This is a genomic window from Thauera sp. JM12B12 (assembly GCF_039614725.1).
Lineage (GTDB): Bacteria > Pseudomonadota > Gammaproteobacteria > Burkholderiales > Rhodocyclaceae > Thauera.
In genome coordinates, this window is the sequence record NZ_CP154859.1 from 705676 (window position 1) to 724610 (window position 18935).

The 18935-nt window shown below is 68.7% G+C and carries 19 protein-coding genes and 1 tRNA gene; 8 read left to right on the forward strand and 12 right to left on the reverse strand.

Translation table 11 applies throughout. The annotated features are described in order from the left end of the window. Nucleotides 1-140: 140 nt before the first annotated feature. On the forward strand, nucleotides 141-2726 hold the full coding sequence (locus AAG895_RS03105; protein WP_345794105.1) for an EAL domain-containing protein: 2586 nt from the start codon (nucleotides 141-143) through the stop codon (nucleotides 2724-2726). Between the two features lie 3 nt (nucleotides 2727-2729). Here AAG895_RS03105 and infA read toward each other — a convergent pair whose 3' ends face one another. Then, entirely contained in the window at nucleotides 2730-2993 is a 264-nt protein-coding gene (infA, locus tag AAG895_RS03110; protein ID WP_345794106.1) for a translation initiation factor IF-1, read from the reverse strand. A 420-nt stretch (nucleotides 2994-3413) separates the two neighbouring features. Here infA and AAG895_RS03115 point away from each other — a divergent pair, with 420 nt between their 5' ends. Further along, the gene (locus AAG895_RS03115; protein ID WP_345794107.1) at nucleotides 3414-4385 is read left to right on the forward strand and encodes an ABC transporter substrate-binding protein; all 972 of its coding nucleotides are present in this window, start codon (nucleotides 3414-3416) and stop codon (nucleotides 4383-4385) included. Next, nucleotides 4385-6010: a diguanylate cyclase gene (locus tag AAG895_RS03120; RefSeq protein ID WP_345794108.1), complete on the forward strand. Its 1626-nt coding sequence runs from the start codon at nucleotides 4385-4387 to the stop codon at nucleotides 6008-6010. Before AAG895_RS03115 ends, AAG895_RS03120 begins: the two co-directional genes overlap by 1 nt. 76 nt (nucleotides 6011-6086) lie before the next feature. On the opposite strand, the gene AAG895_RS03125 is transcribed toward AAG895_RS03120, so the two are convergent. From AAG895_RS03125 to ybgC, 11 genes are all read right to left on the reverse strand, one after another. After that, a tRNA-Lys gene (locus AAG895_RS03125) sits at nucleotides 6087-6162 on the reverse strand. A 126-nt stretch (nucleotides 6163-6288) separates the two neighbouring features. Further along, nucleotides 6289-7395, reverse strand: a complete 1107-nt coding sequence (locus AAG895_RS03130; protein ID WP_345794109.1) for a YeeE/YedE family protein — start codon at nucleotides 7393-7395, stop codon at nucleotides 6289-6291. A 56-nt stretch (nucleotides 7396-7451) separates the two neighbouring features. Further along, complete coding sequence (gene queC / locus AAG895_RS03135; protein WP_345794110.1) at nucleotides 7452-8144, reverse strand: 7-cyano-7-deazaguanine synthase QueC; 693 nt, start codon at nucleotides 8142-8144, stop codon at nucleotides 7452-7454. A gap of 79 nt (nucleotides 8145-8223) precedes the next feature. Then, the gene (queE, locus tag AAG895_RS03140) at nucleotides 8224-8874 is read right to left on the reverse strand and encodes a 7-carboxy-7-deazaguanine synthase QueE (RefSeq protein ID WP_345794111.1); all 651 of its coding nucleotides are present in this window, start codon (nucleotides 8872-8874) and stop codon (nucleotides 8224-8226) included. A gap of 27 nt (nucleotides 8875-8901) precedes the next feature. After that, nucleotides 8902-9648, reverse strand: a complete 747-nt coding sequence (ybgF, locus tag AAG895_RS03145; protein ID WP_345794112.1) for a tol-pal system protein YbgF — start codon at nucleotides 9646-9648, stop codon at nucleotides 8902-8904. A gap of 12 nt (nucleotides 9649-9660) precedes the next feature. Beyond that, the gene (pal, locus tag AAG895_RS03150; protein ID WP_345794113.1) at nucleotides 9661-10173 is read right to left on the reverse strand and encodes a peptidoglycan-associated lipoprotein Pal; all 513 of its coding nucleotides are present in this window, start codon (nucleotides 10171-10173) and stop codon (nucleotides 9661-9663) included. Nucleotides 10174-10240: 67 nt separating this feature from the next. Continuing rightward, nucleotides 10241-11518, reverse strand: coding sequence for a Tol-Pal system beta propeller repeat protein TolB (gene tolB, locus AAG895_RS03155; RefSeq protein WP_345794114.1), 1278 nt, complete (start codon nucleotides 11516-11518; stop codon nucleotides 10241-10243). Nucleotides 11519-11558: 40 nt separating this feature from the next. Further along, nucleotides 11559-12494, reverse strand: a complete 936-nt coding sequence (locus AAG895_RS03160; RefSeq protein WP_345794115.1) for an energy transducer TonB — start codon at nucleotides 12492-12494, stop codon at nucleotides 11559-11561. Continuing rightward, complete coding sequence (gene tolR / locus AAG895_RS03165) at nucleotides 12491-12907, reverse strand: protein TolR (protein WP_345794116.1); 417 nt, start codon at nucleotides 12905-12907, stop codon at nucleotides 12491-12493. The genes AAG895_RS03160 and tolR overlap by 4 nt, the downstream gene beginning before the upstream one ends. Before the next feature lie 18 nt (nucleotides 12908-12925). Beyond that, nucleotides 12926-13594 (reverse strand): protein TolQ, encoded by a 669-nt coding sequence (gene tolQ, locus AAG895_RS03170; protein ID WP_345794117.1) that lies wholly within the window; start codon nucleotides 13592-13594, stop codon nucleotides 12926-12928. Continuing rightward, a complete protein-coding gene (ybgC, locus tag AAG895_RS03175) occupies nucleotides 13591-14049 on the reverse strand; it encodes a tol-pal system-associated acyl-CoA thioesterase (protein ID WP_345794118.1) in 459 nt (152 codons plus the stop codon). Before ybgC ends, tolQ begins: the two co-directional genes overlap by 4 nt. Nucleotides 14050-14238: 189 nt before the next feature. On the opposite strand from ybgC, the gene AAG895_RS03180 reads away from it, so the two are divergent. From AAG895_RS03180 to gspG, 5 genes are all read left to right on the forward strand, one after another. Further along, nucleotides 14239-15408, forward strand: a complete 1170-nt coding sequence (locus AAG895_RS03180; protein WP_345794119.1) for an STAS domain-containing protein — start codon at nucleotides 14239-14241, stop codon at nucleotides 15406-15408. Nucleotides 15409-15449: 41 nt separating this feature from the next. After that, nucleotides 15450-15986 (forward strand): ATP-dependent protease subunit HslV, encoded by a 537-nt coding sequence (gene hslV / locus AAG895_RS03185; RefSeq protein ID WP_345794120.1) that lies wholly within the window; start codon nucleotides 15450-15452, stop codon nucleotides 15984-15986. 10 nt (nucleotides 15987-15996) lie between these two features. Further along, on the forward strand, nucleotides 15997-17334 hold the full coding sequence (gene hslU / locus AAG895_RS03190; protein WP_345794121.1) for an ATP-dependent protease ATPase subunit HslU: 1338 nt from the start codon (nucleotides 15997-15999) through the stop codon (nucleotides 17332-17334). A 142-nt stretch (nucleotides 17335-17476) separates the two neighbouring features. Continuing rightward, nucleotides 17477-18352 (forward strand): AEC family transporter, encoded by an 876-nt coding sequence (locus AAG895_RS03195; RefSeq protein WP_345794122.1) that lies wholly within the window; start codon nucleotides 17477-17479, stop codon nucleotides 18350-18352. Between the two features lie 173 nt (nucleotides 18353-18525). Further along, nucleotides 18526-18930 carry a type II secretion system major pseudopilin GspG gene (gene gspG / locus AAG895_RS03200; protein ID WP_345794123.1) on the forward strand — a complete coding sequence of 135 codons (405 nt, stop codon included), beginning with the start codon at nucleotides 18526-18528 and terminating at the stop codon, nucleotides 18928-18930. Nucleotides 18931-18935: the final 5 nt, after the last annotated feature.

The following is an 18935-nucleotide window of genomic DNA, read 5'->3' on the forward strand; positions in this document are numbered from 1 at the left end:
CCCCACTCTGGGTCAGTGATGTTTCCCGCGTTCGTTCCCTCTCTCCCGTCCGCCTCGCGCGCGAGCTCGTATGCACCCGACGCCCGGGTGCTGCGCCGGAAACCCGCTGCCGATCACGAACCCGGCAAGGGGGTGCAGCGATGAGCGCGCGCGACCGCGCCCAGCTGCGCATGACGAACGAGCGCCTCGAGCGGCTGCTGGCCACCGGCCCCACCGTGCTCTACAGCCTGCACCAGGTCGACGGGGCGCTGCAGGCAACGTGGGTCAGCGACAACATCGAGCGCCTGACCGGTTACCGGGCCGCCGAGGCGATGACGCCCGGATGGTGGGCGGACCACCTCGATCCGTCGACGCGAACGGACGTGATCAGGCGCGCCCGACGACTGATCGCGGACGGGCGGCTCTGTTACGAGTATCGCTTCCGGTGCCGGGACGGGCGCATGATCTGGGTGCGCGACGACATGCGGGTGTTGCCGCAGCAGGAGGGGGAGGCGCTCGAGGTCGCCGGGAGCTGGACGGACATCACCACCGAGCGCCGGACCGAGGAGCTGCGGGCGGCGCGTGCCGCCGTGCTCGACGGCGTGGTCGCGAGCCAGCCGCTGGCGGCGATCCTCGACATGATCGCCGGCAGGCTGGAGGCGCTGATTCCCGAGATGCGCGTTTCGGTGCTGCTGCTCGACGCGCGCAGCAGGCGGCTTCATGTCGGCGCCGCCCCTCGTCTGCCGGACTTCTACAACGCTGCGGTGGAAGGGCTGGAGATCGGCGAAGGGCGCGGCTCCTGCGGCACGGCGGCGTTTCGCGGCGAGCGGGTGATCGTCGCGGACATCGCCCGGCACCCCTACTGGCGAGGTTTCCGGGCCGTGGCCGAGCGCGCCGGGGTGCGCGCTTGCTGGTCCATGCCGTTCAAGGACACTGCCGGACAGGTGCTCGGCACCTTCGCCACCTATTACGACACGCCGCGCACGCCCGCCCAGGACGAGCTCGATCTGGTCGAGGAGTTCGCCCGCATCACCGGCCTCGCGGTGCAGAAGGTGCGCGCAGAGGCGGCCCTGCGCCAGTCTTCGGCGGTGTTCGAGAGCACGCGCGATGGGGTGGTGATCACCACGCTCGAGCCGCGCATCGTCGCGGTCAACCCGGCCTACACCGAGATCACCGGTTACAGCGCGGAGGAGGCGATCGGCCGCAACCCCAGCCTGCTGCGCTCCGGCCGGCACGACCGCGCCTTCTACCAGGCGATGTGGGCGAGCCTGCGGCAGGTCGGCTACTGGCAGGGCGAGGTCTGGAACAGGCGGGCGAACGGCGAGGTGTATCCGCAATGGCTGACGCTGAGCACCGTGCGCGACGAGGCCGGCGAGCCCAGCCACTATGTCGGCGTGTTCACCGATCTCACCCAGCTCAAGCGCTCGGAGCAACAGCTCGAACATCTGACCCATTACGATCCGCTCACCGACCTGCCCAACCGCTTGCTGGTGCAGTCGCGGCTGGAACACGCGATCGACCAGGCGCGTCGGCATCGCGGCAGGCTCGGTGTGCTGTTCGTCGACCTAGACCGCTTCAAGAACGTGAACGACAGCCTCGGACATCCGGCCGGGGATGCGCTCATTCAGGCCGTGGCCGGCCGCCTGCGCGCGGGCCTGCGCGTGGAGGACACCCTGGCCCGCCTCGGCGGTGACGAGTTCCTCGTCGTCATCGAGGATCTGGAGTCGGCCGACGAGGCTGCGAGCGTCGCCCGCAAGCTCACGGAGCTGGTACAGCAGCCCTTCCGCGTGGCCGGCGACCGCGAGGTCATCGTCAGCGCGAGCGTGGGCATCAGCCTGTATCCGGACGACGGCGCCAGCGCCACCGACCTCATCCAGTATGCCGACGCGGCGCTCTATCAGGCCAAGGCGGAGGGGCGCAACAGCTTCTGCTTCTATGCGAGCGAGCTCACCGCTGCGGTGAGCGAGCGCATGGAGATGGAGATGGGCTTGCGGCGTGCGCTCGAGCGCGGCGAGCTGCGCATCCACTACCAGCCGCTGGTGAGCCTGAAGGGCGGGCGGGTCGGCGCCGAGGCGCTGCTGCGCTGGCAGCCGCCGGGGGAAGCGCTGGTACGGCCGGATCGCTTCATTCCCCTCGCCGAGGAGACCGGACTCATCGTCCCGATCGGCGGCTGGGTACTGCGCGAGGCTTGCCGCCAGGCGCGGGCGTGGCTGGATGCCGGCCTGGACTTCGGTGGTGTCGCGGTGAATCTGTCGGTGCGTCAGTTCCGCGCCCGCGACCTGGTGAGCCTGGTCGCTGAGGTACTGCGCGAAACGGGCTTGCCGGCGGCGCGTCTGCAGCTCGAGATCACCGAGTCGGCGCTGATGGACGAGGTCGAGCAGGCGGTCGACACACTCCACCACTTGTATGCGCTGGGCGTCACCCTCGCGGTGGACGATTTCGGCACTGGCTATTCGTCGCTTGCCTACCTGAAGCGGTTTCCGATCGGCACGCTGAAGGTCGACCAGAGTTTCGTGCGTGGCATCGCCGTCGACGAGAGTGATCGCGCGATCGTGGTGGCGACCATCGCCATGGCGCGCGGGCTCGGCTTTTCGACCACGGCCGAAGGCGTCGAGACCGAAGCGCAGCTGGCGATCCTGCGCACGCTCGGCTGCGACGCCTATCAGGGCTTCCTGTTCAGCCGTCCGCTCGAGGCTGCCGAGTTCGCCCGCCTGCCGTGCTTCGGCAGCGCGGGCGCGATGCGCTGAGCTTCAGCGGCGGGACTGGGGCGCTGCGCTGGCGCCGGCCGCGCGGCCGGGCAGATGACGGAAAGTGATGCGGCCTTTGCTCAGATCATAGGGCGACATCTCGAGGGAGACGCTGTCGCCGGCAATGATGCGGATGTGGTGCTTGCGCATCTTGCCGCCGGAATAGGCGATGAGGTTGTGGCCGTTGTCCAGTGTCACGCGGTAGCGGCCGTCGGGCAGCACCTCGGTGACGGATCCATGCATTTCGATGAGTTCTTCCTTGGCCATGTTCGGGCTCCTTGTCGTTGTGCCGGTGCCGGGGATGCGCGCCACCGGTCGGACTCGCTCCGCCGCGGGCGAGTCGAGATTGGCTGTTGCCGTGCGGTGGCGCGGCATGGGCCGGGTGGGGGCGGCGCGTGATCGGCGGGCCGGTCAGGGCTGTTGCATGCCTGCGGGCGAACGCAGGGCACGAGCAGCGAGGGCGAGTGGGTGGAGCGTACGCGGGTCGCTCGGGATCGCTGCGGGAAAGAGTGATGTCGCCGCGCGTGCTGCGCGGGGGTCCGGATTGAACGCGTACATTCGGATCCGATTTGAACGACACCCGAAACTATACCCGATTCGGCATTCCGGGTCCATGCGTGCATTCGTCCACGGCGGGCGAGCATTCTTCGCGAAGTGAAGACGACGGCATCGGTACAATTGCGGGCCATGCAACGTCGTGCTTTCTTACTGCGACTCGCGGCACTCGCTGCGGGGGCGGCCGGTGCGGGCAGTGGCTGCGACCCTGACGTACCACTTGCCGTCGGCATTCATCCCTGGCCGGGCTACGAACCGTTCTACATCGCGCGCGCCTTCGGCTGGCTGCCCGACTACGTGCGCCTGCGCGAAGGCGGGACTGCAAGCGATTCGGTCGCGGCGATGAAGGCCGGCGAACTCGATGCCGCTGCGCTGACGCTCGACGAGGTGCTCGCGGTGCGGGCGAGCGGCCTGGCCCTGACCGTGGTGCTGGTGTTCGACGTCTCGGTCGGTGCCGACGCGGTGATGGCTCGGCGCGACATCGAGCAGCCTGCCGACGTCGCCGGGCGACCAATCGCGGTCGAGCGCGGCGCTGTGGGCGAACTGGTGCTCGACAAGCTGCTGGCGGCCGCCGGCCTGACCGAGGCGGATGTCACCGTGCTCGACATCGCGCCCGATGATCAGCTCGAGGCGTGGCGACGGGGCGAGATCGACGTCGCGATCGGCTATGAGCCGGTCACCCGGCTGCTCGAACGCGAGGGCGCGCGCCGCCTGTTCGACAGCCGGCAGTTTCCGGGCGTGATCTTCGATGTGCTCGCAGTTCGCAGCGACCGCCTGTCCGTTCGACGCAGCCAGCTCGATGCGCTGTTGAGCGCGCATTTTCGCGCCCTCGACCACCTGCGCGTGAACCGGGACGACGCCCTGCGCCGCATTGCGGCCTGGCGGGGTCTCAGCCTGGAAGAGACCGAGCGCAGCTTTGCCGGCCTCAATCTGCCGGATCTTGCCGGCAACCGCGCCTACCTCGACGTCACGGGGGCGCGCGGCATCCTCAAGAGCGCGCGCGAGCTCAATGTGCTGATGCTGCGTGCCGGGCGCCTGTCCGTGGCCGACGACCTGATCGGTCTGATCGACCCGAGCTGCCTGCCGCGCAACGGGAGCGCGTGATGATCGCGTTGCTGCGGCGAGCCTTCGTCTGCCTGTTCGTGCTTGCCTGCTGTCCGGCCTTCGCGCAGGACAAGCTCACCCTCGGCGTGTTCGCCTTTCGGCCGCAGCCGCTCATGCTCGAGCGCTATACGCCGCTCGCCGATTACCTGTCGGCCAAGCTGGGAGGCGTGCGGGTCGAGCTGCAGGTGCTCGCGCAGGACGAGCTCGAGGAGGCGGTCGCCGCCCGGCGCATCGATCTGCTGATGACCAATCCGAGTCACTACCTCGAGCTGCGCAGTCATAACAGCCTGTCGGGCGCGCTGGCGACCGTGATCTCCATGGAGAACGGCCAGGCGGTCACCAGCCTCGGTGGCTGCATCATCGTGTCCTCCGGTCGTACGGACATCAGCGGGCTGCGCGCGCTCGAGGGCCGGCGGATCGCGATCCCCGGGCCGCGCTACCTTGGCGGCTACCAGGCCCAGGCCTACGAACTGAAGCAGGCCGGTGTGCGGGTGCCCGGAGATGTCGATCTGCTCGTCACCGGCAGTCACGAGGCCGTCGTCGAGGCGGTGCTCGAGGGGCGCGCCGACGCCGGCTTCGTGCGCACCGGGATCATCGAGAGCCTGGTGGCCGAGGGCCGCCTCGATCCGGCGCGGCTGGTGGTGCTCAACCGCCAGAACCTCGCCGGCTATCCGTATGCGGTGTCGACCCGCCTCTACCCGGAGTGGCCTTTCGTTGCGCTGCCTCATGTCGAGGCGCGCATGGTGAGGCGCATCTCCGCGGCCCTGCTCGCGCTCGAGGCCTCCGATCCGGCTGCGCGCGCGGCGGGTATCGCCGGCTTCTCGCCGCCGCTCGACTACCTTCCGGTCGAGACTCTGGCGCGCGCCCTGCGCCTGCCGCCCTTCGATCATGCGCCGCCGTTCTTATGGCGGGACGTGTGGGCGCGCTACGCCAGTTTCATCATTGCGCTCGGCGTGCTGTCGGCGCTGGCAGTAGGGCTGCTGGTCGTGCTGATGCGGCGCAACCGTCAGCTGGCACAGTCGGTCGCCGCGCTCGAGGACGCTCAGGAGGCGCTGCGCCACATCGCCTATCACGACCCGCTCACCGGGCTGCCGAACCGGGCGTTGCTGATCGATCGCTTGCGTCAGGACATGGGGCGGGTGCGGCGCAACACCCAGCGGCTTGCCCTCGCCTATATCGATCTGGACGGATTCAAGGCGGTCAACGACACCCACGGTCACGAGATGGGCGACCGCCTGCTGGTCGACATCGCCCGCCGGATGCGCGGCGTGCTGCGCGAGGCCGATACCGTCGCGCGCCTGGGCGGGGACGAGTTCGCCGCGATCTTCACCGACCTGCCCGAGGTCACGCTCAGCCACGGGTTGATCGACCGCCTGCTGGTCGCGATCGCGGCGCCGGTGAGCCTGGATGGGGTCCAGTTGCGGGTGTCGGGCAGCGTGGGCGTCGCGTATTTTCCGCAAGCGAGCGGGATCGAGCCCGAGCAGTTGCTGCGCCAGGCCGATCATGCGATGTACGAAGCCAAGCAGTCGGGCCGGAATTGCTGCCGGATCTTCGATGAGCGTGCGCTGCAGGCGGCCGGCGCGGCACCGATGGTGCGCGCCGCGATCGTGCAAGGCGGCGCCTGAGGCGCGTTGCCGCGGCCAGCGGGCGTTGCAGAAACGAAAAATGCCCAGTCCGAAGACTGGGCATTTTCCTGTGTTTTGGTAGGCCGTGCTGGATTCGAACCAGCGACCAACGGATTAAAAGTCCGCTGCTCTACCAGCTGAGCTAACGACCCGAAAAACGAGCGCGAATCATAGAGGGCTCACGCTCGTGCGTCAAGCGCCGGATGGCATGCAGCCGGGCGTGCGCGACCCTGAGCCGGTGTCCTGGAGCCCGAGACGGGTGGGCGCAGCCCGCCCGATCAGGCCTCGCGCATCAACAGCCAGTACTGGACCCTCAGCGTGACGGCACAGCCGGCGATGATCGCCGCCGTGGTCAGGATCGAGCCGACGGCAAGCGTCGACAGGCCGGTGACGCCCTGCCCGATCGTGCATCCGAGCGCGGTGACGCCGCCGAAGCCCATCAGCAGGCCGCCGATCATGTGGCGGACGAGGTCGCCGCTGTCGCGAAAGCTCTCGATGCGGAAGCTTCCGCCCACGACCGCGTTGGCGGCCGCGCCGGCGATGACGCCAAGCGCGCTGGCGATACCGAAGGTGACGACGCGGCTGGTGTCGCTCCACAACAGCAGCAGCTCGAGGGTGTAGGCGAGCGGCGCGACGAAGGTGAGCGACTCCGCGCGCCCGCTGTTGGTGGCGATGAAGGCCTCCTCGAGGGTCTCGGGGTGCTCGGCGACATAGCCGATGTGACCCGATACGTACCAGCCGGCGATCACGGTAGCGCCGACGACGAGGCCGCCGAGGAGCACGTCCGCGCGCCAGGCCTCGCGCCGGGCCAGCGACCACAGCAGCAGGCCGCCGCCGATCGCCACGCTGGCGAGCAGCAGGGCGGTGGCGGGCGCCAGGCCCGCGGCAGCCAGGAAGGACGGGAGGTCCTGGCCGTGCTCGAGCTGGACCGCGACCGGATCGAGCAGGCCCACCCGCCACACGCCGAACAGGCCGCGCAGGGTCATGTAGGCGCCGATGGCGAGGAACACGAAGACCACGATCGACTTCAGGTTGCCGCCGCCGATGCGGATCAGCGTCTTGCTGCCGCAGCCCGAGGCGAGCGTCATGCCGATGCCGAAGCTGGCGCCGCCGACGAGGTGCGACAGCCAGTTGAGGCGGCTGCCGGTGTACAGGCTCTTGGAGGTGTCGAACAGGCCGAGCGCCTGCAGCGCGGCGGTGCCGAGGATGGCGACCGCGATCGCCAGTGCCCACATGCGCATGCGGTTCCAGTCGCCGATGTTCACGATGTCGGAAACGGCGCCCATGGTGCAGAAGTTCGTGCGGTGGGCGACGAAGCCGAAGAGCGTGCCGATCGCGAATGCGAGCCAGACGATGGTCGAGGCGGAGACCAGGGTTTCTTCCATGATGCGGACCGGAGGGGGCGGAGGCGGGAGTTTAACCGGAAAGCGCCGGGCGGCCGTCAGCTGGCCGCCGGGCGATAGGGCGTGGGGTCGGACACCCCTGCGGCGGCGAAACCCGCCGCACGCAGACGGCAGGCTTCGCAGCGCCCGCAGGCGCGGCCGTCGTCGTCGGCCTGGTAGCAGGTCACGGTGATGCCATAGTCGACGCCGAGCGCGAGGCCGCGGCGGATGATGTCGGCCTTGGAGAGGTCGATCAGCGGTGCATGGATGCGCAGGCGCGCGCCTTCGACGCCGGCCTTGGTGGCGAGGTTGGCCATGTGCTCGAAGGCCTGGATGAAGGCCGGGCGGCAGTCGGGGTAGCCGGAGTAGTCGACCGCATTGACGCCGACGAAGATGTCGTTGGCGCCGAGAACTTCGGCCCAGGCGAGCGCGATCGACAGCATCACCGTGTTGCGTGCCGGCACGTAGGTGACCGGAATGCCGCCCTTGTCCTCGTCCACCGGCACCGCGATGCCGGGGTCGGTGAGCGCCGAGCCGCCGAACTGGCCGAGGTTGACGCTGGCGGTGCGGTGCTCCTTCGCACCCAGCGCTACGGCGACGCGGCGCGAGGCGGCGAGCTCGGCGGCGTGACGCTGGCCGTAGGCGACCGAGAGGGCGTAGGTCTCGAAGCCCATGTCGCGCGCGATCGCGAGGCAGGTGGCGGAGTCGAGTCCGCCGGAGAGCAGGACGACGGCGCGGGGCGGGTGGTTCATGTTGCGGGTTCCATCGAGGCGCGCGGGCCGGATGATGCGTGGCGCAGCGTGCGGGGTGATCGTCGCGGCAGGCGGCGCGCTAGCGGCCGCGGGCGTCGTTCCAGAGCACCTTGTGGAGCTGGAGCTGGAAGCGCACCGGCAGGCGGTCGCGCACCACCCATTCGGCGAGTTGGGCGGGGTCGAGCTGGCCTTCCACCGGCGACAGCAGCACGCTGCAGCGGCGATCGAGCGCGTGCTCGGCGATCTGCGCGCGTGCCCAGTCGTAGTCGGCCGCGTCGGCGAGGACGATCTTGACCTCGTCGCGCGGGCCGAGCACGGGAATGTTCTCGTAGCGGTTGCGCGCCACCTCGCCCGAGCCGGGCGCCTTCAGGTCGACGATACGTGCCACGCGCGGGTCGACCTCGGCGATGTCGAGCGCGCCGCTGGTCTCGAGCGAGACGTCGTAGTCTGCATCGCACAGCGCACGCAGCAGGACGAGGCAGGCCTTCTGGGCGAGCGGCTCGCCACCGGTCACGCAGACGTGGCGCAGGCCGTGACGGGCGACCTCGGCGAGCACTTCATCCACCGTGCGCGACGTGCCGCCGGTGAAGGCATAGGCGGTGTCGCACCAGGTGCAACGCAGGGGGCAGCCGGTCAGGCGGACGAACACGGTGGGCAGGCCGACGCGGCTCGACTCGCCCTGCACGGAGGCGAAGATCTCGGTGATGCGCAGGCGGGCGGTCGCAGCCACCGCCATCTCCTGGTCCGCCATCGCGGCTCAGCGCGCGGCCAGCCGCTGGCGTGCGACCTGGGCAGCGTTGCTCTGCGGATAACGTTCGGTGAGGGACTTCAAGGTGTTGCGGGCGCCGCTGGCGTCGCCCATCGCCTGCTGGCTGTTGGCCAGGCCGAGCATGGAGTCGGGGGCGACGTTGTCGCTCGGCCATTTGTCGAGCACGGTCTTGAAGTGACGCGTGGCGCTGGCGACGTCCTTGGCCTGGAGCGCGGCGTTGCCGGCCCAGAAGTGCGCGCCGGCGGTGAAATTGCCCGCGGGGTAGCGGCGGGTGAAGCTGTCGAAGGCCGCGAGCGCTTCCTTGGTCTTGCCGTTCTTGAGCAGGTTGAGCGCGCCTTCGTATTCGGCGGACTCGGCTGCCGGGTCGCTGCCCGGCGCGGCGCCCGCCGGAGCCCCGGCCGCGGCCGGAGCGCCGGCGGTGCCGCCGGTCTCGATCTGGCGCAGACGCGCATCCAGATCGACGTAGAAATCCTTCTGCCGCTGCTTGAGGGTTTCGACCTCGTTCATCAGCAGCTCGATCTGACCGCGCAGGCGCGCCACTTCGGCGCGCAGCTGCTCGTTCTGCATGGCGAGTTCGAGCTGGCCGCGGCTGGTGGTCTCCAGCTGGCCCTGAACATCCTGGCGCAGCTGGATGATCTGGTTGCGGGCCTCGGTGTCACCCCCGAAAAGCTGGGCGTGCGCCGGCGCGAACGGGCTCAGGGCGAGCGCTGTGGCAAGCGGCAGAAGGCGTTTCATGACGGGACTCTCTTAGAACTCGCCCGAGTACAGCATGTCGCCGCGACGGTTTTCGCCGTAGCAGGCTTCGGTGCGGTCTTCGCAGCGCGGCTTCTCTTCGCCCAGGCTCACGGACTCGATCTGGGCTTCCTTGGCGCCCAGCAGCATCAGCGCCTGCTTGACGACGTCGGCACGCTTCTGGCCCAGCGCCAGGTTGTACTCGCGGCTGCCGCGCTCGTCGGTGTTGCCCTGCACGAGCATGCGCATCTGCGGGTTCTGGACGAGGAAGCGGGCGTGCGCCTCGATCAGCGGACGGGCTTCGGGCTTGATGACGTAGCTGTCGAAGTCGAAGAACACGCTGCGCTTGGACAGGATGTTGTTCGGGTCGGTCAGGGCGGCGATGCCGCTGCCACCGAGGCCGCCGGCGGTCACGGTGGCGACGCCCGCGCCACGGTCCTCGACCGAGGTGCCGGCGGTTTCGGGGCCGGTGCTCGAGCAGGCAGCCAGGGTCAGGGCCAGCAGGGCCGGGAGAACGAGTTTCTTCATGGGTATTGCTCCAGTACTTGTGTTTAAGACAGCAGAAAGGAATGTGCGGCTCGGACCGCTTCTTGGATTACCGGATCTGCGGGCCCCAGGCGGGCTCGCGGACATCGGCGGCCTGCACCGTCAGCCGCTGGCGGATGCGCCCATCGGTCGACACCGCCGACAGCACGCCGCGGCCACCGCTGTCGGTGGCGTACAGGATCATGCGGCCGTTGGGGGCGAAGCTGGGCGATTCGTCGCGTGCCGAATCGGTGAGGATGGTGGTCTGCCGGGTGGCGAGGTCCTGCACGGCCACCTGGAAGCGGCCGGCATTGCGGGTGATGAAGGCGAGCAGCTTGCCGTCGAAGGACAGCCGCGGCGAAACGTTGTAGTTGCCTTCGAAAGTCACCCGCTGGGCACTGCCGCCGCTGGCAGGAATACGGTAGATCTGCGGACTGCCGCCTCGATCCGAGGTGAAGTAGATGTGGCCGTCGGCGCCCCAGAAGGGCTCGGTGTCGATGCCCGAAGATTGCGCCAGGCGGCGCACGCCGGAGCCGTCGGCGCTGACCACGTAGAGCTGCGACTGACCGTCCTTGGTCAGCACGACCGCGAGCTGGCTGCCGTCCGGAGACCACGCGGGCGCGGAGTTGGAGCCCTTGAAATTGGCGACCACGCGGCGTTGGCCGGTGGCGAGCGTATGCACGTAGACGATCGGCTTCTTCTGCTCGAAGGACACGTAGGCCAGGCGCTGGCCGTCCGGCGACCATGCCGGCGAGATGATCGGCTCGCGCGAGCGCAGCGCGGTGGCGGCGTTCATGCCGTCGGCGTCGGAGACCTGGAGCTCGAAGTTGGGGCCGGCCTTGATGACGTAGGCGATGCGGGTGGCGAAATAGCCGGGCAGGCCGGTGAGCTTCTCGTACACGAAATCGGCGATGCGGTGGCCGACGAGACGATTCTGTGCCGGGCTCATCGGCAGCGCCATGGCGCCGAGCTCCTGCTGCTTCTGGGCGTCGAACAGACGAAAGCGCGCCTCGTAGCGGCCGTCGGCCATCGGGATCAGGCTGCCGGTGAGCACCGCGTCGGCGCCGCGTGCGCGTACGCCGGCAAGGTCGGGCATGACCGATTCGGGCATCGGCAGCGGGCCGGTGTCGATGAGGGTGAACAGGCCGCTGCGCTCGAGGTCGGCGCGCACGACGTCGGTCACGCTCTGCGGCAGGCGACCTTCGTTCTCGAAGATCGGGATGATGACCGGGAAGCGCGAGGCGCCGGCGCCGGTGATCTCGATCGACAGCTGGGCGTGCGCGCCCAGCGCGAGGCTGGCGAGCAGGCCGGCGAGGAAAAGGCGGACGATGTGCAGGGTTTTGATCATGCGGGATTTTCTCCAGCCGCGGATTATAGACATGACGGACTCACTCGTCCGCCAGCGGACGGAATTTAAGCTCCAGCGTGCGTTGGAACTGGCTGCGGTTCTCCGGCAGCGGCAGCGGGCTCGAGCGCCGGATCGCGCGCTCGATCGCCTCGTCCAGCGCCGCGATGCCGGACGAACGCTTCAGCCGCACGTTGAGGACCTCGCCGCTCGGCAGCTGGTCGACCTCGAACACCGCCTCCGGGTTGCCGGTGAGGCCGGGCGGGCGCAGCAGGTTGCCGCGCACCTTGGCGGCGATCGCCGCGCGGTACTTGTCGATGTCCCCGCCCGGCGCCCCCTGGCTGGCGGCACCCTGAGCCGCCGCGCGCGCGCCTTCCTGCTGCATCAGGCTGGCCAGGCGTGCCTGCTCGGCGCGCTGCAGCTCCTGTTCCAGGCGCTGCGCGGTCGGGTCGGGAGCGGGTTTGGGCTGGGGTTTGGGCTGCGGCTTGGGTTCGGGCTTCGGTTCGGGTTTGGGCTGCGGCTTGGGCTCGGGTTTGGGCTCAGGCTTGGGTTCGGGTTTCGGCTTGGGCTCGGGCTTCGGTTCCGGTTTGGGTGCGGGCTTCGGCGGCTCCGGCTTTTTCTCGGGCGGCTTGGTCGCGATCTCGGGTTTCGGCACCGGCGCGGGCTTGGGCGGCTCGGGCTTGGGTTCAGGCTTGGGCTCGGGCTTCGGCTCGGGTTTGGGTTCCGGCTTGGGTTCGGGTTTGGGCTCGGGCTTGGGTTCCGGTTTCGGCTCGGGCGTCGGCTGCGGGCGCGCGGCGGCGGGCGCACTACGCGCCGGCATCGATGCCAGGCCGACCTCGAGCGCCGCGGGCGGCGGGCTCTGCCAGCGGATGCCGAAGAACAGGAACAGGAAAAGCCCCACGTGCACGGCGATCGCCAGGCCCATGGACTGCCATTTGCCCGGCGCCTCGCGGCGGGGCGGCGCTGCGCGTTCCCTCATTTCTGGGTCGTCGCGCTCTGGGTGACGAGGCTGATCTTGCGGACCCCGACGCTGCGTGCGACTTCGAGCACGTCGATGACCTTCTGATAGTCCAGCTTGCTGTCGGCGGCGACCAGGAAGGCTTGCTCCGGGTTCTTGGCCAGGGCGTCCTGCAGGGTGGTCGCGAGCTGATCCTTGCGGACTGGCCGCGAATTGCCGCTGTTGCTCGGGCGCAACGCGAGCGCGCCGTCAGCCTTCACCTCGATGAAGATCGCCTCGGCTTGCGGCGGCGGCGTGCCTGCCCCGGCGGACGGGACGTTGATGGTGCCCTGCTGGATCATCGGCGCGGTGACCATGAAGATCACCAGCAGCACCAGCATCACGTCGATGTAGGGCACGACGTTGATCTGGTTCATGAGGCGGCGTTGGCGCATCGTTCGCTCTCCGTCCGCTCAGCGCAGGTTGCGCTGCAGGATGTTGGAGAACTCTTCCATGAAGCTCTCGAAGCGGATGCCGAGGCGGTCGATGTCGTGCGCGAAGCGGTTGTAGGCGACGACCGCCGGGATCGCGGCGAACAGGCCGATCGCGGTGGCGACCAGGGCCTCGGCGATGCCGGGCGCGACCTGGGCGAGCGTGGCCGAACCGACGCTGGACAGGCCGCGGAAGGAGTTCATGATCCCCCACACGGTGCCGAGCAGGCCGATGTAGGGCGACACCGAGCCGACCGAGGCGAGGAAGGCGAGGTGGGCCTCGAGGTCGTCGATCTCGCGCTGGTGCGTGGCGCGCATCGCGCGGCGGGCGCCGTCGAGCGTGGCGCCGTGGTCGTGGCCCTTGGCGCGCAGCTTGGTGAATTCGCGGTAGCCGGCCTCGAAGATGCGCTCCATGCCGTCGGCCTGGTGGCGGCTGGCGGATTCATACAGCGTGTTGAGATCGCCGCCGCTCCAGAAGTCGCGCTCGAAGTTGTCGGTCTCGGTGCGCGCCTGGCGGATCTGGAAGGACTTGCGGAAGATCCAGTACCAGGACACCAGCGACAGGCCGGCGAGCAGGGCCATGACGAGCTGGACGAGCACGCTCGCCTGGGAGATCAGGCTGATGATGGAGAGGTCGTGGGTGACGGTCATGCTTGGCTTTCGATGAGGGCGTGCAGGGAGGCAGGGAGGGCGATGGGTTTGTGCCGGCCGAGGTCGATGCTGGCGAGGAGGACTCGGGCGGTGAACAGAAGTTCTGCGCCACGACGGATTTCCTGCTCGAAGAGCAGGCTTGCCCGTCGCAGGGCGCCGATGCGTGTCGCGATTTCGAGCGCGTCGTCCAGGCGGGCTGGCGCGAGGTAGTCGGCCTGCACCGAGCGCACGACGAAGGCAAGCCCGCTTTCGTCGAGCAGGGCCTGCTGGCTCACGCCGAGCCGGCGCAGCCATTCGGTTCGCGCACGCTCGCAGAATTTGAGGTAGTTTGCGTAATACACCACGCCCCCCGCATCCGTGTCTTCGTAATAGACTCGCAGCGGCAGGGTGAAGGCTTGCGACGGCGCCGGCGGGTTGCTTGCGCGGGTGTCGTTGCGGTCGATTCTCGGTTGCATTGCAGCATTCTAGCCGAGGCATCGCGCCAGGTGCACGTCTGTTGCAAATGCTGATGAGTGGTGCGATGGTCAAGGCTTAATACTTGTTGTAGAAGCATTTTTCTTGAAATGTTATTCGTCCCGGCGCTGCCAGGAAGGGCGTGCATGCGAGGCTCTTGTGCAGCGCTCCGGGCCAGCAGGAAAACGAACGTGGCACTCCCTTTCTTCGGCAAGAAACCTGCCCCGCCTCGGCCTGCGGCAGCGCCGGAGGAGCGCGCTGCCGCCGAGGCGGTGCCGCCACCGACCGAGCTGTCGGAGCTTGATTTCAGCGGCTCCGACCATGGCCGCGGCCTCGCGCACGCGGCCGGACTGGTCGAGGTCCAGGAATGCGGCAGCGGTATCGGCGCCGCCTTCGAGGAGGCTGCGGTGCTCTACGCCAACGGCAACGATGACGAGGCGCTTGCGCTCCTCGAGACGGCGGTGCCCGGCGAGGGCGGTGCGGTGGGCGAGGGCGCATGGCTGATGCTGCTCGACCTGTACCGGCTGGGCGGCCTCCGCCAGCGTTTCGAGTCGCGGGTGCTCGACTACGCCACCCGTTTCGAGCGCTCGCCGCCACCCTGGGAGGATCTGTCCCTCGGCGCCGGCAAGGCGAAGGCGGGCCAGGCGCCCCTGGTCAACCTGAGCGGCAATCTCTCGGCCGCGGCCGAGAAGCAGTTCCAGCAGATTGCCGCGATCGCCCGCCGCAGCGGCGGCGTGCGCATCGACGTGAGCAAGGTTCGCGGCGTGGACGACGCCGGATGCGCGGTCTGGCGCCGACTGCTCGCCGAACTGGCGACGGAGCGCATCGGCGTCACCCTGGTCAATGTGCAGTCGCTGGCCGAGGTGCTTGGACGGCGCGTCACCGCTGGACGTGCGGAGGAGCGCGACACCTGGCTGATGCTGCTCGAACTGCTCCAGTACGCGGGCGATCAGGCGCGCTTCGAGGATCTCGCGGTGGAGTATGCGGTGACCTTCGAAGAGTCGCCGCCGTCGTGGGAGCGCCGTGCTGCGGTCGCGCCCGCCGCCGAGGCCAGGGCCGGCGCAGTGCCGCCGGCGCCGGCCGACCCCGACGGCTTTGCATTCGAGGGCGAACTGACGGGTGCGGCCAACGAGACGCTCAAGCGGCTGGCGGCCTTCGCGGCCGACCGCCGGATGCTCAAGGTCGATTGCAGTCGCCTGCGCCGGGTCGACTTCGTCTGCGCGGGGACCTTGTTCAACATTCTCGTCACCTTGCAGGCTCAGGGTAAACTCGTGAGCCTCGCCAACGTGAACGCGATGGTGGCGGGCCTGTTGCGCGTCATGAGCGTGGATCAGGTCGCCCACGTCACCTTGCGCCACTGAACAATCCACGAGCCCGGCGACTCCGCGGGCGGAGAACAGCAATGGAACAATATCGCGGCACCACCATCCTGTCGGTGCGGCGCGGCAATCGCGTCGCCCTCGGCGGGGACGGCCAGGTCACCCTGGGCAACATCGTCATCAAGGCCTCGGCGCGCAAGGTGCGTACGCTCTACAACGGCCAGATCCTCGCCGGCTTTGCCGGTGGCACGGCCGACGCCTTCACCCTGTTCGAGCGCTTCGAGGCCAAGCTCGACAAGCACCAGGGCAACCTGCTGCGCAGCGCGGTCGAACTCGCCAAGGACTGGCGCACCGACCGCATGCTGCGCCGACTCGAGGCCATGCTGGCGGTGGCCGACCGCGAGCACTCGCTGGTGATCACCGGCAACGGCGACGTGCTCGAGCCCGAGCAGGGCATCGTCGCCATTGGCAGCGGCGGCGCCTTTGCGCAGTCGGCGGCGCGCGCGCTGCTCGAGAACACCGAGCTCGAGCCCAGGGACATCGTGTCGAAGGCGCTCGGCATCGCCGGCGATCTGTGCATCTACACCAATCACCACCACACCATCGAAGTGCTGGACTGAGGCCGAACGCATGACCCAGATGACCCCGCCGGAGATCGTCTCCGAACTCGACAAGCACATCGTCGGCCAGGACAAGGCCAAGAAGGCGGTCGCCATCGCGCTGCGCAACCGCTGGCGCCGCGCCCAGGTGGAGGAGCCGCTGAGGGGCGAGATCACGCCCAAGAACATCCTGATGATCGGCCCCACCGGCGTCGGCAAGACCGAGATCGCCCGCCGCCTGGCGCGCCTGGCCAATGCCCCCTTCATCAAGATCGAGGCGACCAAGTTCACCGAGGTCGGCTACGTCGGCCGCGACGTGGACACCATCATCCGCGACCTGATGGAGATCGCGATCAAGGACGGCCGCGAGCGCGCGATGAAGTCGGTGCGGGATCGCGCGCTCGACGCCGCCGAGGACCGCGTGCTCGACGCGCTGCTGCCCCCGGCGCGTCCGGTCGGCTTCAATGCCGAATCCGAGCCGGCGCAGGATTCCGCCACGCGGCAGAAATTCCGCAAGAAGCTGCGCGAGGGCGAGCTCGACGACAAGGAGATCGAGATCGAGGTCGCCGCGCCGTCGATGCAGGCCGAGATCTTCGCTCCGCCGGGCATGGAGGAGCTCACCCAGCAGATCCAGGGCATGTTCCAGAACCTGGGCGGCGGCAAGAAGAAGCAGCGCAAGCTGCAGATCCGCGAGGCGCTCAAGCTGCTCGCCGACGAGGAGGCCGCGCGCCTGATCAACGACGAGGAGGTCAAGCTCGAGGCGGTGCGTGCGGTGGAGCAGAACGGCATCGTCTTCCTCGACGAGGTGGACAAGATCGCCGCGCGCAGCGATGTGCATGGTGCCGACGTGTCGCGCCAGGGCGTGCAGCGCGACCTGCTGCCGCTGGTCGAAGGCACGACGATCTCGACCAAGTACGGCATGATCAAGACCGATCACATCCTGTTCATCGCCAGCGGCGCCTTCCACCTGTCCAAGCCGTCCGACCTGATCCCCGAGCTGCAGGGCCGCTTCCCGATCCGTGTCGAGCTCGAGTCGCTGTCGGTGGAGGACTTCGCCCGCATCCTCACCAGCACCGACGCCTGCCTCACCCGCCAGTACGAGGCCCTGCTCGCCACCGACGGCGTGAAGCTCGAGTTCACCGCCGAGGGCATCCGCCGCCTGGCCGAGATCGCCTACCAGGTCAACGAGAAGACCGAGAACATCGGTGCCCGCCGCCTGTACACGGTGATGGAGAAGCTGCTCGAGGAGGTCTCCTTCGAGGCCGGCCGCAGCAGCGCGCTGGCGAGCGTGGTGGTCGACGCCGCCTACGTCGATTCACGCCTCGACATGCTCGCGCAGCGCGAGGATCTCGCACGCTACGTGCTTTGATCCTGCCGCAGACCTGTTCGCGGGCAGGCCCGCTCCCACGGCCAGAGCAGTTGGCCTCGCCAGTGGGCGCGGGCCTGCCCGCGAATGCTTTCGCCCCGTTCCCCGGGGCCGCCCAGAAAGACCCAGGACCTGAGCAGCCCACATGCTGATCCGCATCATCGAGATCCTCTTCCCGCTGTTTTCCATTGCCGCGCTCGGCTACTTCGTCGGGCGCCGCGTGAAGCCGGATCTGTCGCAGGCCAACAAGCTGAACATGGATGTGTTCGTGCCGGCGCTCGTGTTCGCCGCGTTGGCGAACAAGGCCTTCGACGTCAGCGCGTTCCTGCCGCTGATCCTTGCGTCCACGCTGATGGTGGTGGGGTCGGGGGCTGCCGGCTGGGCGCTGGCGAAGCTCACCGGCATGCAGCCGAAGACGCTGGTGCCGCCGATGATGTTCAACAACTGCGGCAACCTCGGCCTGCCGCTGGCGGTGCTCGCCTTCGGCGAGGTGGCGCTGGCGCCGATGGTGGTGATGTTCATGGTGTCGAACCTGCTCCACTTTTCATTCGGCGCCTGGTTGCTCGACCACCGGGTGAGCCTCTTAACCGTGTGGCGCGTGCCATCGGTGATGGCCACCGCGCTCGGGCTGAGCGTGAGCCTTTCGCACTTCGAGGTGTGGCCGCCCTTGCTTACCGCGATCCGCATGCTCGGCGAGATCTCGATCCCGCTGATGCTTTTCGGCCTCGGCGTGCGCCTGGCCGATTCGCGCATCGGCGCGGTCGGCGTCGGCGTGTTCGGCGCGGTGGCACGGCCGCTGGTCGGTCTCGCACTGTCGTGGATGGTGCTGCAGCTCATCGACCTGCCCGTGCGCGAGCAGGCGCTGGTGCTGGTGTTCGGCGCGCTGCCGCCGGCGGTGCTCAACTTCATGTTCGCCGAGCGCTACAGGCAGGAGCCCGACAAGGTGGCTTCGATGGTGCTGATCGGCAACCTTGCCGCGGTCGCCTTCCTGCCGCTCGCGCTCGCGCTGGTGCTCGATTGAGCCGCGATGCGTCCGGTGGGCGCTCAAAACGCGGAACAATGACGCAAAACGGCTATTAACCCGATCGAAACATTCACATTCCTTGTGGCAGACTTGGGCCATTCAATAGCCCTGCCGCGCCTGCAGCGTTCCCCGGAAAGCGCTCGCGGCCGTGCATCCGGAAGGCACGAGACATGAAGCAACGCGGCTTTACCCTGCTCGAACTGCTGGTGGTGATGGTCATCATCGGCCTGCTGGCCGGCTACGTCGGTCCGCGCTTTTTCTCCCAGATCGGCAAGTCCGAGGTCAATACCGCGAAAGCGCAGATCGACGCCTTCGAGAAGGGGCTGGATCAGTACCGCCTCGATGTCGGCCGCTATCCCTCATCGGAGCAGGGCCTGCAGGCGCTGATGACCGCGCCGGGCGGCGAGTCGCGCTGGCAGGGGCCCTACCTGCGCAAGGCGGTGCCGGCCGATCCCTGGGGCAACCCCTACCGCTATCGCCATCCCGGCGAGCACGGCGAATACGACATCTTCTCCTACGGCGCCGATGGCCAGCCGGGCGGGGACGGTACGAACGCCGACATCACCAACTGGTGAGTCGA